This window comes from Streptomyces sp. NPDC004327 (assembly GCF_042873935.1).
Lineage (GTDB): Bacteria > Actinomycetota > Actinomycetes > Streptomycetales > Streptomycetaceae > Streptomyces.
The window spans coordinates 847,719-860,724 of sequence record NZ_JBIAME010000001.1; the positions used below are offsets into that span (position 1 = coordinate 847,719).

Consider the following 13,006-nt stretch of genomic DNA (forward strand, 5'->3'; position numbering starts at 1 on the left):
GGTATTCCCTTCGCCCCGTCCCACGGACCCCGGAGACCGCCATGCCCCAGGCCGCCACCGCGACCCTCACCGCCCCCGAACGCCGCCCCGCCGCCAGCGAGTTCACCCCGCTCCTCCGGGCCGTCAAGGCGCAAGGACTCCTCGACCACCGACCCGCCTGGTACGCCCGCGGCATCGCCGCCAACCTCCTCGGCGTCGCCGCCGTCGTCGCCGGACTCGTGCTCATCGGCCCGTCCTGGTGGGCCCTGGTCCTCGCCCTGCCGCTCGCCCTCCTCTCCGCCCGGATCGCCTTCGTCGGCCACGACGCAGGCCACGCGCAGATCACCCGTGACCGCGGGATCAGCCGCCTGATCCAGCTCGTCCACGCCAACCTGCTCCTCGGCATGAGCCGCGAATGGTGGAACGACAAGCACAACCGCCACCACGCCAACCCCAACCACCTCGACAAGGACCCGGACGTCGCCGCCGACGTCCTCGTCTTCGCCGCCCACCAGACCACAGACCGCACCGGCCTACGCCGCTGGCTCACCCGCCACCAGGCCTGGCTCTTCTTCCCGCTCACCACCCTGGAGGGCATCGCCCTCAAGGTGTACGGCGTCCAGGCCCTGCTCTCGCGCACCGGCCCCTGCCGCACCCGGCGCGAACGCCTCGTCGAGGGCGCCCTGCTGCTCGCCCACCTCGCCGGCTACACGGCCCTCCTGCTCACCCTGCTGACCCCGCTCCAGGCCCTGGTCTTCGCACTGCTCCACCAGATGCTGCTCGGCGTGCACCTCGGCATGGCCTTCGCCCCCAACCACAAGGGCATGGAGATGCCCGACGCCCACCCGGACGGCGACTCCTGGGGCCATCTGCGCCGCCAGGTGCTCACCTCCCGCAACATCCGCGGCGGCGCCGTCACCGACTGGTTCCTCGGCGGCCTCAACTACCAGGTCGAGCACCACCTCTTCCCCAGCATGCCCCGCCCCCATCTGCGCCTGGCCCAGCCCGCCGTCCGCGCGCACTGCGAGGCGCTCGGCCTCCCGTACACCGAGACCGGCTTCGTCGAGTCCTACCGCCAGGCCCTCGGCCATCTGCACGACGTGGGCGCCCCGCTGCGCGTCCAGGGCGTCGCATAGGGTCGAGAACGCGCCAATCCGGCGCGACAGGGGAAGGGGAGCACCGCATCATGAGCGCAGCAACGCCCGAAGGTACGGCCGCGGGGATGACCGAGGCCTTCGGCGCCGGCACCGTCACGACGGTCAGCAGCAACGGCGTCTACTCGTTCACCAAGCCCAACCGCACGAGCATCACGCTCCTCGCCGGCCTCGGCGTCGAGGGCGACGTGCACGCCGGAGTGACCGTCAAGCACCGCTCCCGCGTCGCCAAGGACCCGACCGTGCCCAACCTGCGCCAGGTCCACCTCATCCACGGCGAGCTCTTCGACGAGGTGGCGGGCGCCGGTTTCGAGGTCGCCCCCGGCGCCCTCGGCGAGAACGTCACCACCCGCGGCATCGACCTGCTCGGCCTGCCCACCGGCACCCGGCTGCACCTCGGCGACGAGGCCGTCGTCGAGGTCACCGGACTGCGCAACCCGTGCGCCCAGATCGACAACTACCGGCACGGACTGCTCAAGCAGGTCCTCGGCCGCGACGAGGACGGGCGGATCGTCCGCAAGGCGGGAATCATGTCCGTCGTGCTGACCGGCGGGGAGGTGCGGCCCGGCGACGCGATCCGGGTCGAACTGCCGGCGCAGCCGCACCGCCCCCTGGAGATGGTCTGACCCTCTCCTTGCCCGCTACCCCTTCAGGGCGCAGGAGTTGACCACGTCACCGCTCGCCGGCCGGGCGATCACCCGGTCCGCGGGCGGCACGTCGCCCTCCTCCACCCAGTGGGTCAGGGCCGTGAAGGCCGAGCGGTAGCACGGCAGGACCGGCCGCAGCCGGTCCGGGAAGCTGTCGTACAGGCCGTCGGTGTGGGTGCCGTCCTGGACCGTGTAGAAGCGGTGCAGGGCGCCCCGCCCCCGCCCGTCCACCATCCGCGCGTACACGTCCGAGTCGGTGGCGATCGGCAGCAGCGTGTCCAGGTCGCCGTGCAGCGTGATCAGGGGCTTCCCGATCCGCCCGGTGAGCGCCACCCGCGCCACCGCCCGCCGCACCGGAGCGGGCCGCGCGGCATAGTCGTACGAGGCGTCCGACGCGCACGGGGCGAGGATCTGCTCCACCGTCGAACCGGCCGTCGCGCCCGGGCACTTCGGGTCGTACGAAGGGTCGAACTCGGCCCGGAACACCTTCTGCGTCAGCCCCCAGTACGCCCGCTCGTGGTACGGCCACAGGAAGCGCGAGCCGGGAGCGAAGCCCGCCCGCAGCAGGTCCTCGTCGGTCGCCGTGCCGAACTGCCGGGCCACGGTCACCGGCAGGCTGGTGAGCATGTTGGGGCCGTGTGCGGTCCACAGCACGCCCTCCCAGTCGACGCCGCCGTCGTACAGCTCGGGCCGGTTCTCCAGCTGCCAGCGGGTCAGATACCCGCCGTTGGAGATGCCCGTCATGTACGTGCGGCGCGGGGCGGTCCCGTACCGCTGCCGTACGGCCTTCTTCGCGGCCCTCGTCAGCTCGGTCACCCGCCGGTTCCACTCGGCGACGGCGTCGCCGGGCGCCCGTCCGTCCGTGAAGAAGTCGGGGCCGGTGTTGCCCTTGTCGGTGGCGGCGTAGGCGAAGCCCTGCGCCAGGACCTGGTCGGAGATGATCGTGTCCGTGGCGTACTGGCGGCGGGTGCCGGGCGCGCCGGTGACGACGAGGCCGCCGTTCCAGCGGTCGGGCAGCCGGATCACGAACTGGGCGTCGTGCGCCCAGCCGTGGGTGGCGTTCAGCCGGGAGTCGTCGGGGAAGTAGCCGTCGATCTGGACGCCGGGCACGCCCGAGGGGCTGATCGTGCCCCTCGCCGACAGTCCCGCCTGGTCGGCCAGGTCGGTGTACGGCGTGCCGGCAAGGCCGGCCGTCGTCAGATCCGCCAGACAGGCCGGCTCCTGGCGCTCCGCACCCGGCACGTCGATCCGGTCGAGCCGGGCACAGTGGCCGACCGCTCCGGGCGGTGCTTCCCGCGCCCCCGCCGGCGCGGCGGGACCGAGGACGGCGAGACTCGTGAGGAGCGCGGCGAGCAGGGGAACGCCTCGGGACGGGCGCATGGGGCCTCCGATGGGACGGCAGGGCAGCCGTACGGGCGCGCGGTCAGGAGCGCGCGGTACGGACGCGGTTCAGGCGCGCCGGATGGGCGCCGCCACATCCTGCGAGCACCCCGACCGCCGGGCCATGGGGCCGGACCACACCACCTCGGCACGCACCATGTGGCGCGTGCTCAGCTCGGCCGTACGGCCATCGCGTCCAGCGCGTCGAGCAGCGCGGGCAGCCGGGGGCCGCGCGTCACCGGCAGCACCTCGTTCGGCGCGTCGTCGAGCAGGACGAACGCCATGTCGTCGGTGCGGGCCACGAGCGACCAGCCGGGGCCGTCGGCGCGCAGCATCCGCGCCTCTCCGGCCGCGAACGCCGACCGGACCCGGCCCACGGGCGGTGCCTCCTCGACGTACGCGCCCAGCTCCCGAAGGACCCGGCGCACCGCGCCGGACGGCCCGGAGGCATCGCCCCCGGCCTCGCCACCCGCCCCGTCCGGTCCGTCCGCACCCGGGCCGCTCCCGCTGGCGACCGCCTCGGTCCCGCCGTCCCCGGCGTCACCCGTGCGGGCCCGCCACTGCGCCCACTGCAGGGCGACCATGTCGGCGCCCATGCGCCGCTGGGCCGGACCCCAGGCGGCGCCGTCCGGCGGGGCGAGCGGCGCCGGGTCGCCCTCCTCGGGCGCGGGGTCGTGGGGCGCCGGGAGGCCGGGCGCGGCGGTGGCGACGGCGAGCGGCCAGCCGGGCAGCGCGCACACCACGGACCGCTCGTCGGGGGAGAGGTCGTACTCCATGCCGCAGTCCCAGGAGGCGATGGCGACCGCGACCAGTGACACGTCGTCGACGATCACCGTCCACCGGGCGCCGGTGCCGTCCTGGCCGAGCACGAGCCCGTAGCCGCCGGGCCACGCCTCCAGGCGCAGGGCCGCGCAGGCCGCCGGATAGTCGTCGCCGAGCACGCTGGGGAACTGAGCGGGCGTGAGCAGTGCCGCCGTCAGCACGAACAGCGCGTCGTCGTCCGCGGCGTCGGCGCCGGTGTCGCCGGCCGTGCCGGTGGCGGTGCCGCTCGCGGCGGGTTCCGGTGCACCCACGTCAGCCTCCCCTTCTGCGTCCCCGTCTGGTCGTCGGCGCACCCTAACCAGTGAGTAACCCGCCCGTCGAGAGCTGTTCCCTGATCTCCCCGGAAGTTCCGGAACTTCTCGACAGCCGGATTCGTTGAGCGGCGATCCCGTGCCGGTCGACCGCTCCGCGCAGGCCGCTTCGGGCCGGCAGCCTCCGTCCGTCCGTGCCCGGGGACCGTCAGGTGGTGGCGCCGCTCCTTACCGGTCACTCCGCACGGCCAGAGCCAGATAGCGGTCGTCCTCGTCCGTGTAGCTGCGCAATTCCCATCCCGAGCCGGTCAGCAGCGGACGGAGACGGGGCTCTGCACGCAGGTCGTCGTCGGTGATCCGGCGGCCGTGCCGGGCGGCGAGCGCGGCGCGGCCGATCGGATGGAACAGCGCGAGCCGTCCACCCGGGCGCACCACCCGGGCCAGCTCGCGCAGATCCCGGCCGGGGTCGGCGAGATGGGAGATCAGTCCCGCGCCGAACACGGCGTCGAGCGCCCCGTCCCGCAGCGGCAGCCGGGCCACGTCCGCGAGCAGCAGCGCGCCGGCCCCGGCGCGGCCCGCGTCCGCCGCGGCTATGAGCATCTCGGGCGTCAGGTCGGCGCCGATCACCGTGCCCGTCGGCCCGACCGCCGCGCGCAGCGGAGGCAGCGCGCGGCCGGTGCCGCAGCCCGCGTCCAGGACGGCGTCGCCGGGGAGCAGGCCGAGGTCGGCGACGGCGGCGGCGTAGGCGGGGCCGTCGTCGGGGAACCGGGAGTCCCAGGAGGCGGCGCGGGCGCCGAAGAACTCCCGTACCTGTGTGGGGTCATCGCTCATGTGTCCCATGATCCGTCACGCCCAAGCGCCTCCGCTGTCCCTCGCAGGCGTGATTCCAAAGGCGCCATGTACCGCTTTATCGCCCGGAAGAGTGAACTTTCTGTGTGCACGTTCGAGCCAGCCCTGATCGTGCGGGAACGTCTCTCTGTCATATTCCAGCAGCTTTCGAAATGCGCCCCCGATGCGCCCCCGGAGGCCCACTAGCGTCCCCGAGTCATGGGACACCTGGACCACGCCACCTACGGCTGGCTGACACCCGCGCTGTCGTACGCGATGGCCTGCATCGGCGCCGCTCTCGGCCTGCGCTGCACCGTCCGCGCCCTCGAGGCGACCGGCCGCTCACGCCGCAACTGGCTGCTCACCGCCGCCTCCGCCATCGGCACCGGCATCTGGACGATGCACTTCGTCGCCATGCTCGGCTTCGGGGTCACCGGCACCGACATCCGCTACGACGTGCCCCTCACCCTCCTGAGCCTGGTCATCGCCATGCTGGTCGTCGGCACCGGGGTCTTCGCCGTCGGATACGGCCGCGACCGGATCCGCTCGCTCCTGGTCGGCGGCCTCACCACCGGCGTCGGCGTGGCGAGCATGCACTACACGGGCATGGCCGCCCTGCGGCTGCACGGCCGGGTGACCTACGACCCGGTGCTCGTCGGCCTCTCCGTCGTCATCGCGGTCGTGGCCGCCACGGCGGCCCTCTGGGCGGCGCTCCACATCCACCGCCCGGCGGCCGTGGCGATCGCCTCCCTCGTCATGGGCGCCGCCGTCAGCAGCATGCACTACACCGGCATGTTCGCCGTGGGGATCGAGGTCGCCCCCTCCGCCGCGCCGCTGTCCGGAGTCAGCGCCATGCAGTTCATCTTCCCGCTCGCCGTCGGCCTCGGCTCCTATCTCTTCATCACCGCCGCCTTCGTCGCCCTCTCGCCGACCGCGAGCGAACGCGCCGCCTACGCCTCCGCCGAGCGCCTCACCGAACCCGACGACCGCGCCGTCGACGTCGCACCCGCCGCCCTCCGCCACGAGCAGGACCCTGCCCCCGGTCCCGGCCGCACGCCCGCCTACGCCCACCGGTCCGGCCCCGTGCACGGCCCGGTCGACCCCCGCGACGCACCCGCCTGACCCGCCGGCCCGGCCGCGCAAGTCGTCCGCCCGGCCGGCCCCGTACGCCCGTCCGTCCCGCTCGGGCCCCGGATTCCCGTCCGCCGCACCCAGTTTCATCCCGTCCCGGTCCCCCTTCCGTCCGCCGCATCCGTCCCGTCCCGTTCCTCCGCCCGCCCCCGCCTGGCCCGGCCTCGTCCACGCGCCCGACCGCGCCCCGCCTCGTACCCCCGCACCTCCGGCCACCGCGGCCGCCCCGCAACCCCCAACCCCGCGACCCCTCCATCCCCGCAACCCAGTCCGCCCCGCCCACCCGAGGCGCCATCCCCCAACACCCGTCGGCCCCCGTCCGACCTCGTCAACCCCCGCCCGCACACGCCAGCACCAACGGACCCGCCGCTCCCACCGGGTCCGTGCACGAAGGAACGAGGAGGCCATGCGAACTCCCCGCAGGACCCCGGACGACGGGGCTCCCGCACAGCCGCCCACCGCGGCCCGCGGCCGCCGCGCGCACGCCGGACCACCCGCCGACGAGCCGGCCGCACCGCGCGCCTGGACGGCCGAGCCGACCGCGGAACACCCCGCCGCACGGACCTCCGAGCCCTACTCCACGCGCACCCAGGAGCCGCCGACCCGGGCCGGTTCCGGGCCCGCGGCCACCACGCCCGCCACCGCGCCCGTGACGGACGCGCCGCCGGAGCCCGCGCCGGCCGGACCACCCGCCCGCGGCCCCCACGGCCTGCGCCCGCGCACCGTCCGCGCGAAGATCGTCTCGCTGCTCATGGTCCCGGTCGTCTCGCTCCTCGCCCTCTGGGGCTTCGCCACCGTCACCACCGCCCAGGACATCGCGCGCCTGCGGCTCCTCCAGTCCGTGGACATCGACGTCCGTCAGCCGGTCGTCCATGCCCTCGCCGCCCTCCAGGACGAGCGCCGCGCCGCCGTACGCCAGGCGGCCGCCCCCGGTGCCGGACGCGCCGCCGAGCTGAAGGACCGCGCCCGGGCCACCGACGCCGCCGTCGCCCGGCTCCGCCTCGACGACCGGCACACCGTCGCCGACAGCGGCGGCCTGCCCGCCGACGTCTCCACCCGGCTCGCCGCCTTCGTGACCCGGGCCGCGTCCCTGGACCGGCTCCGCGGCGCGGCCGTCGCCGGAAGCGCCGACGCGGACCGGCTCTACACCACGTACACCGAGACCATCGCGGCCGGCTTCGCCGTCGGCGGCGCCCTCGCCTCCATCGAGGACCCGCGCAGCGGCCCCGAGGCGCGCGTGCTCCTCGAACTCGCCCGTTCCGGCGAGATGCTCGCCCGCGAGGACACACTCCTCGGTGCCGCCCAGCTCACCGGCCACTTCGAGGCCCGGCCGCTGCGCGAGTTCGGCGGCGCCGTGGCGGCCCGGCGCACGCTCACCGACTCCGCGACCGCCGACCTGCCCACCGCGCAGCGCACCGCGTGGCGCGAACTCGCCGCCACACCCGGCTACCGAGGGCTCACCGCCGCCGAGGACCGGCTCCTCGCCGCCACGCCCGGCCGGCACGCCGCCCAGGCCGTCACCCCGGGCGACTGGGACACCGCCCACGCCTTCGTACGCGACGGCACCACCACCGTCGAACAGGCCGCCCGCGCGGCGGCGGCCGACCGCCACGACCCCTTCGGCGGCGGTGTGCCGCTGGCCGGCGCCGCCGCGGTCCTGCTCGGCCTGGCCGCCGTCGCCGCATCGCTCGCGATCTCCGTACGCATCGGCCGCGGTCTGGTCGTCGAACTCGTCAGCCTCCGCAACACCGCCCTGGAGATCGCCCGCCGCAAGCTCCCCGCCGCGATGCGCCGGCTGCGCGCCGGCGAGGAACTCGACGTGCACGCCGAGGCGCCGCCGGGGCCCGCCCCGCTCGACGAGATCGGCCAGGTCGGCGAGGCCCTCACCACCGTCCACCGCGCGGCCCTGTCCGCCGCCGTGGAACGCGCCGAACTCGCCAGCGGAATCTCCGGCGTCTTCGTCAACCTCGCCCGACGCAGCCAGGTCCTGGTCCACCGTCAGCTCAACCTGCTCGACAGCATGGAGCGCCGGGTTGACGACCCGAACGAGCTCGGAGACCTGTTCCGGCTCGACCACCTCACCACCCGGATGCGCCGCCACGCCGAGAGCCTCATCATCCTCTCCGGCGCCGCCCCGGGCCGCGCCTGGCGGGTGCCGGTCCCCCTCACCAACGTCGTCCGTGCCGCCGTCTCCGAGATCGAGGACTACGCGCGCGTGGAGCTGCGTCAGCTCCCCGAGACCTCCGTGACCGGCGGCGCCGTCGCCGACCTCACCCACCTCCTCGCGGAACTCATCGAGAACGCGGCACAGTTCTCGCCGCCGCACACCAAGGTGCGGATCAGCGGCGAGCCCGTCGGCAACGGCTACGCCCTGGAGATCGAGGACCGCGGCCTCGGCATGGGCAGGGAGACCCTGGCGGAGGCCAACGCCCGGATCGACCGGTCCGAGGCCCTGGACCTCTTCGACAGCGACCGGCTCGGCCTGTTCGTGGTCAGCCGCCTCTCCGCGCGGCACGACATCAAGGTGCACCTGCGGACCTCGCCGTACGGGGGCACCACGGCCGTCGTCCTCCTCCCGACCGACGTGCTGCAGGGCGCCCTCCCACCCGGGCGCACCCTCGCCCCGGAGACGGTCTCGCACGCCGCCGGACCCGGTGCCGCGGGCGAGTGGGCGGCCGCGGCCCAGCCCGCCGTGCCCCGGCCCCGTACCGCCGCCGGCCCGCCCCGTACCTCCGCACCCGCGGCCCCCGAGTCCCCTTCGCCCCGCGCGCTCGCGGAACCGGGTCCGCCGCCGGCCGGAGTCACCAGCCTGCGGACCCGCAACTCGGCGCCGGACGACGGCCGGGGCGAGGGGCAGGCCCAGGAACCAGGCCAGGAGCACGGCCAGGAGGACGCCCGGGAGGACGGCTCGCAGCAGGGCCGGCGCCAGGAACAGGGCGAACGCGAGAACGGCGACGGCGGCGACATCGGGGACCTGCCCCGCCGCGTGCGCCAGGCCAGCCTCGTACCGCAACTGCGCCAGGCGCCGCCGGCGCCCGATCCGGCTTCCCTCTTCGGCGACGTCGACGCCCCGGAGACGCGGACCCCGGAGCAGGTCAGGGACCGGATGTCCGCCTATCGCGACGGCTGGCGGCGCGGCGGCGGAGCCGCCCCCGGCACCTCCAGTACTTCCAGTACCTCCAGCTTTTCCGGCACTCCCGACGTCCCCGCCGCCCCGCGGCGGACTCTCGGCAACGGCCACGCCCCGGACTCCGGCCGTGGCCCCGTACCCAGCGACCCCGCCCGTGAAGGAGACGACGAATGATCGACCACGAGAGGATCTCCCACCACCGCTCCGGCGAACTCGACTGGCTCCTGGACGACCTCGCCCTGCGCGTCCGCGAGGTCCGCCACACCGTAGTGCTCTCCAACGACGGACTCGCCGTCGGCTCCTCCAGCGGCCTGAGCCGCGAGGACGCCGAGCACCTGGCCGCCATCGCCTCCGGCTTCAACAGTCTCGCCAAGGGCGCCGGACGCCAGTTCCACGCCGGCGGAGTGCGCCAGACGATGGTCGAGATGGACGACGGATTCCTCTTCGTCGCCGCCGCCGGCGACGGTTCCTGCCTGGCCGTGCTCAGCGGCGCCCACGCCGACATCGGCCTCATCGCCTACGAGATGGCCCGCCTGGTGAAGCGGGTCGGCGAGCACCTGCACACCCCGCCGCGGCTCACGGTGACCCCGCCGGCCGCCGGCTGACCGGAGACCCCCATGAACGAGGACAGCGCCGGCACGAGCACCGGAACCGGCGGCGGTGGTGGTGGCGCGACGGGCGAGGCCGTGCCGGGCAGTCAGTGGTACGACGCCGAGGCGGGGCCGCTCGTCCGGCCGTACGCGATGACCGGTGGCCGCACCAAGCCGGGCCCCAGCAACGTACGGTTCGACCTCATCGCGCTCGTCGTCGTCGACGACCACCCGCCGGACCGGGCCGCCGAGTCCCTGCTCGGCCCCGAACACCGCGCCCTGCTCCAGCTGTGCAGGGCGGAGACCCAGTCCGTCGCCGAACTCGCCGCCGACGCCGACCTTCCCGTCGGAGTCGTGCGGGTGCTTCTGGGCGACCTCCTCGAATCGGGCTTCGTGAAGGTCAGCAGACCCGTACCGCCCGCACAGCTCCCTGACGAACGGATCCTGAGGGAAGTCATCGATGGCCTACGAGCGCTCTGAGCCCACCCAGAACACCCGGAGCGGGTCGGCGAGCGATGCGGACACCACCGCCCTCGCCCTGAAGATCCTGGTCGCCGGCGGCTTCGGCGTCGGCAAGACGACCCTGGTCGGCGCGGTCAGCGAGATACGCCCGCTGCGCACCGAGGAACAGCTCAGCCGGGCCGGCGAGTCCGTCGACGACACCGGCGGCGTCGACCAGAAGACCACCACGACCGTCGCCATGGACTTCGGCCGCATCACCATCCGCTCCGGACTCTCCCTCTACCTCTTCGGAACACCGGGCCAGGACCGCTTCTGGTTCCTGTGGGACGAGCTGTCGCAGGGCGCGCTCGGCGCTGTCGTCCTGGCCGACACCCGGCGCCTCGAGGACTGCTTCCCGGCCGTCGACTACTTCGAGCACCGGCGCATCCCGTTCGTCGTTGCCGTCAACTGCTTCTCGGGGGCACGGACCTACGGCGCCCACGACGTCTCGCGCGCCCTCGACCTGGACCGCGGCACTCCGGTGGTGCTGTGCGACGCGCGGGACCGCGACTCGGGGAAGGAGGTGCTCATCCGGCTCGTGGAGTACGCGGGCCGGATGCACACCGCGCGGATCCTCGACTCCGTGGGCTGACGGCGGCGCGCGGGCGGGGAGGGGTGCTTGCCCTGTCCACGACAGTGCGTAAGGCTGGCCGGAGACACACGCACAGGGGCCCGCACGGGGCCACAGGGGGAGGACACATGGCGCTGGACCGAGGGCTGGACTGGCTGCTCGACGACCTGACCCGCCGGGTCGATGCCATACAGCACGCGCTCGTGCTGTCGAACGACGGACTGGTGACGGGCGCGAGCAGCGGACTCGCACGGGAGGACGCCGAGCACCTCGCCGCCGTCTCCTCCGGCCTGCACAGCCTGGCCCGCGGCTCGGGCCGTCACTTCAAGGCGGGCCGGGCGCGGCAGACGATGGTCGAGTTCGACGAGGCCCTGCTCTTCGTGACGGCCGCCGGAGAGGGCAGCTGCCTCTGCGTCCTCAGCGCGGCCGAGGCCGATGTCGGTCAGGTCGCCTACGAGATGACGCTGCTGGTCAACCGGGTGGGCGAGCACCTGGGCGTGGCGGCGCGGCACCCGGGCGGCGCGATCGACGACTGAGCGTCGTCCGCCGAGAGTTATCCACAGGGCAAGCGGGCTGTCGTCACCGTGCGTTACGGTCGTCACCGAAAGTGTTCGCAAGGAACGCGTGACGGGGGAGGACCGACCGCATGACCATGCACGAGACGACAGCGACGGCAGCGACGGCAGAGGCGGCGGAGACGTCAGAGGCGACAAAGGCGCCTCCGGCGTCGGAGGTGCCTGAGGTGCTGGGCGTGCCTGAGCTCCTGGGGATGCCTGAGGCGGCCGAGGCGCCTCAGATGGCAGTGGCGACGCGGATCGCACGGACGACGGGGGTCGCCTGGGCGAAGCCGGTGACGCGGACGGCGGAGATCGCGGCTGACCCGGACCCCTCGGCGACGGTGGCTCCGGGGCGCGCCGCACGCGAACTGAGGCTGAGGCGCGACGAGTTCGAGTTCGCCGTGTACACGGGAATCGTCCGTACGGTGCCCCGCACCCGGCCCGGCGGACGGCCCGGTGGACCTGGCGCGGCGCCGGGTGCGGCGCGCCGAGATCGACCGGCTGAGGACGGCCGAGGACTTCCCGGCAGGACTGCACGAGCGCGTCCGGACCGTCGGGACGAACGAGGGCGCCGCACTGCTCGCCATCACCACGAGCCGCTTCGCGCGCCTCGCGCGTACGGGGCACTTCAGTCCCGCGCGGTTCTACGTCAACCGTTACCGCGCGGTCGTCTGGCTCTATCCGGCCGCCGAGCTGGGGGAGTTCGCCATCGATCACCCCGGGCTGCTCGCCGGCCGCTTCCCGCTCGACGTCCGGGAGCGGGAGGAGGAGTGTCCGGATTGGCGGCCGCGCAACTGGCGGGCCAGACGGCTCGGCATGCTGCTGCGTGCCCATGAGGATCCCTGGGTGCGCACGGCCGCGATCGCCTCGCTCCTCGATTCCGCCCATCTGGCCGAGGTCGTCGACGACCCTTTCGAACGGGCCTATCTGACCCGGCTCCGGCCTGCCCCGCCCACCTGGCGGCCCGTCTCTCCGGTCGCGCGGGAGACCTTCGACCGGATGTTGCTCGCCGACGATCCGGACGAGATCCTCTGGCACCGCATGAGTCTCGCCCTCGCCCTCGACGAGGCCCGCGCCGACCGCGACGTGCCGCGCCCGGGAGCGGTGCGCCCGGTATCCGCGGGCCTGGCCGCACCTGCGCACGCGCCTGCGCCGATGTCCACGCCTACGCCTACGCCTACGACTACGACTACGACTACGTCTGCCCCTGCCCCTGCCCCTGCCTCAGCCCGTGTGTCTCTGTCCGCGCCCGCCTTCGCGCCCGGGCCCGCGCCCGCCTTCGCGCCCGGGCCTGTGCCCGCGCCGACGGTTCGGCCGGAGCCCCGGGCCGTCAGTGCTCCCGGGCGCCCGCCGACGGGGGTGCGCCCGCCGGGCAGGCGGGTCCGGCGCGGCCTGCTCGATCGGCTGCGCGGGCGGAAGGCGGCGAGATCCAGGGGGGAGTGACGGTGCGGCCGGGGTGCGGGGG

At 74.5% G+C, this 13,006-nt stretch carries 12 protein-coding genes and 1 pseudogene; 10 read left to right on the forward strand and 3 right to left on the reverse strand.

What is annotated here, in order from left to right:
- Positions 1 to 41 precede the first annotated feature (41 nt).
- The gene (locus ACFYU9_RS03585) at positions 42 to 1,115 is read left to right on the forward strand and encodes a fatty acid desaturase family protein (protein WP_389218099.1); all 1,074 of its coding nucleotides are present in this window, start codon (positions 42 to 44) and stop codon (positions 1,113 to 1,115) included.
- 86 nt (positions 1,116 to 1,201) lie between these two features.
- Positions 1,202 to 1,759, forward strand: a complete 558-nt coding sequence (locus tag ACFYU9_RS03590) for an MOSC domain-containing protein (protein WP_389342977.1) — start codon at positions 1,202 to 1,204, stop codon at positions 1,757 to 1,759.
- A 15-nt stretch (positions 1,760 to 1,774) separates the two neighbouring features.
- Here the strand turns inward: ACFYU9_RS03590 and ACFYU9_RS03595 are convergent, their stop codons facing one another.
- From ACFYU9_RS03595 to ACFYU9_RS03605, 3 genes are all read right to left on the reverse strand, one after another.
- Complete coding sequence (locus tag ACFYU9_RS03595) at positions 1,775 to 3,160, reverse strand: tannase/feruloyl esterase family alpha/beta hydrolase (protein ID WP_389341986.1); 1,386 nt, start codon at positions 3,158 to 3,160, stop codon at positions 1,775 to 1,777.
- A 170-nt stretch (positions 3,161 to 3,330) separates the two neighbouring features.
- A complete protein-coding gene (locus ACFYU9_RS03600; RefSeq protein WP_389218105.1) occupies positions 3,331 to 4,233 on the reverse strand; it encodes a hypothetical protein in 903 nt (300 codons plus the stop codon).
- A 228-nt stretch (positions 4,234 to 4,461) separates the two neighbouring features.
- Positions 4,462 to 5,064, reverse strand: coding sequence for a class I SAM-dependent methyltransferase (locus tag ACFYU9_RS03605; RefSeq protein ID WP_389341989.1), 603 nt, complete (start codon positions 5,062 to 5,064; stop codon positions 4,462 to 4,464).
- 216 nt (positions 5,065 to 5,280) lie between these two features.
- Here ACFYU9_RS03605 and ACFYU9_RS03610 point away from each other — a divergent pair, with 216 nt between their 5' ends.
- The 8 genes and pseudogenes from ACFYU9_RS03610 to ACFYU9_RS03645 all read left to right on the forward strand — a co-directional run bounded on the left by ACFYU9_RS03610 (position 5,281) and on the right by ACFYU9_RS03645 (position 12,984).
- Positions 5,281 to 6,183, forward strand: coding sequence for an MHYT domain-containing protein (locus ACFYU9_RS03610; protein ID WP_389341992.1), 903 nt, complete (start codon positions 5,281 to 5,283; stop codon positions 6,181 to 6,183).
- A gap of 415 nt (positions 6,184 to 6,598) precedes the next feature.
- A complete protein-coding gene (locus ACFYU9_RS03615) occupies positions 6,599 to 9,496 on the forward strand; it encodes a nitrate- and nitrite sensing domain-containing protein (protein ID WP_389341995.1) in 2,898 nt (965 codons plus the stop codon).
- A complete protein-coding gene (locus ACFYU9_RS03620; protein WP_389218117.1) occupies positions 9,493 to 9,927 on the forward strand; it encodes a roadblock/LC7 domain-containing protein in 435 nt (144 codons plus the stop codon). The genes ACFYU9_RS03615 and ACFYU9_RS03620 overlap by 4 nt, the downstream gene beginning before the upstream one ends.
- Positions 9,928 to 9,939: 12 nt before the next feature.
- Positions 9,940 to 10,392: a DUF742 domain-containing protein gene (locus tag ACFYU9_RS03625; protein ID WP_389341998.1), complete on the forward strand. Its 453-nt coding sequence runs from the start codon at positions 9,940 to 9,942 to the stop codon at positions 10,390 to 10,392.
- Complete coding sequence (locus ACFYU9_RS03630; RefSeq protein ID WP_389218123.1) at positions 10,373 to 11,005, forward strand: ATP/GTP-binding protein; 633 nt, start codon at positions 10,373 to 10,375, stop codon at positions 11,003 to 11,005. The genes ACFYU9_RS03625 and ACFYU9_RS03630 overlap by 20 nt, the downstream gene beginning before the upstream one ends.
- A gap of 107 nt (positions 11,006 to 11,112) precedes the next feature.
- The gene (locus ACFYU9_RS03635) at positions 11,113 to 11,520 is read left to right on the forward strand and encodes a roadblock/LC7 domain-containing protein (protein WP_389218126.1); all 408 of its coding nucleotides are present in this window, start codon (positions 11,113 to 11,115) and stop codon (positions 11,518 to 11,520) included.
- Between the two features lie 260 nt (positions 11,521 to 11,780).
- Positions 11,781 to 11,942, forward strand: a pseudogene (locus ACFYU9_RS03640) (hypothetical protein); the annotation flags it as partial.
- Between the two features lie 55 nt (positions 11,943 to 11,997).
- On the forward strand, positions 11,998 to 12,984 hold the full coding sequence (locus ACFYU9_RS03645; protein ID WP_389342001.1) for a DUF6397 family protein: 987 nt from the start codon (positions 11,998 to 12,000) through the stop codon (positions 12,982 to 12,984).
- The last annotated feature ends 22 nt before the right edge of the window (positions 12,985 to 13,006 follow it).

Excerpts from the sequence above, each read along its gene's own strand:
- ACFYU9_RS03585 (WP_389218099.1), top strand. The coding sequence starts at position 42 with ATGCCCCAGGCCGCCACCGCGACCCTCACCGCCCCCGAACGCCGCCCC.
- ACFYU9_RS03590 (WP_389342977.1), top strand. The coding sequence starts at position 1,202 with ATGACCGAGGCCTTCGGCGCCGGCACCGTCACGACGGTCAGCAGCAAC.
- ACFYU9_RS03595 (WP_389341986.1), bottom strand. The coding sequence starts at position 3,160 with ATGCGCCCGTCCCGAGGCGTTCCCCTGCTCGCCGCGCTCCTCACGAGT.
- ACFYU9_RS03605 (WP_389341989.1), bottom strand. The coding sequence starts at position 5,064 with ATGAGCGATGACCCCACACAGGTACGGGAGTTCTTCGGCGCCCGCGCC.
- ACFYU9_RS03610 (WP_389341992.1), top strand. The coding sequence starts at position 5,281 with ATGGGACACCTGGACCACGCCACCTACGGCTGGCTGACACCCGCGCTG.
- ACFYU9_RS03615 (WP_389341995.1), top strand. The coding sequence starts at position 6,599 with ATGCGAACTCCCCGCAGGACCCCGGACGACGGGGCTCCCGCACAGCCG.
- ACFYU9_RS03620 (WP_389218117.1), top strand. The coding sequence starts at position 9,493 with ATGATCGACCACGAGAGGATCTCCCACCACCGCTCCGGCGAACTCGAC.
- ACFYU9_RS03625 (WP_389341998.1), top strand. The coding sequence starts at position 9,940 with ATGAACGAGGACAGCGCCGGCACGAGCACCGGAACCGGCGGCGGTGGT.
- ACFYU9_RS03630 (WP_389218123.1), top strand. The coding sequence starts at position 10,373 with ATGGCCTACGAGCGCTCTGAGCCCACCCAGAACACCCGGAGCGGGTCG.
- ACFYU9_RS03635 (WP_389218126.1), top strand. The coding sequence starts at position 11,113 with ATGGCGCTGGACCGAGGGCTGGACTGGCTGCTCGACGACCTGACCCGC.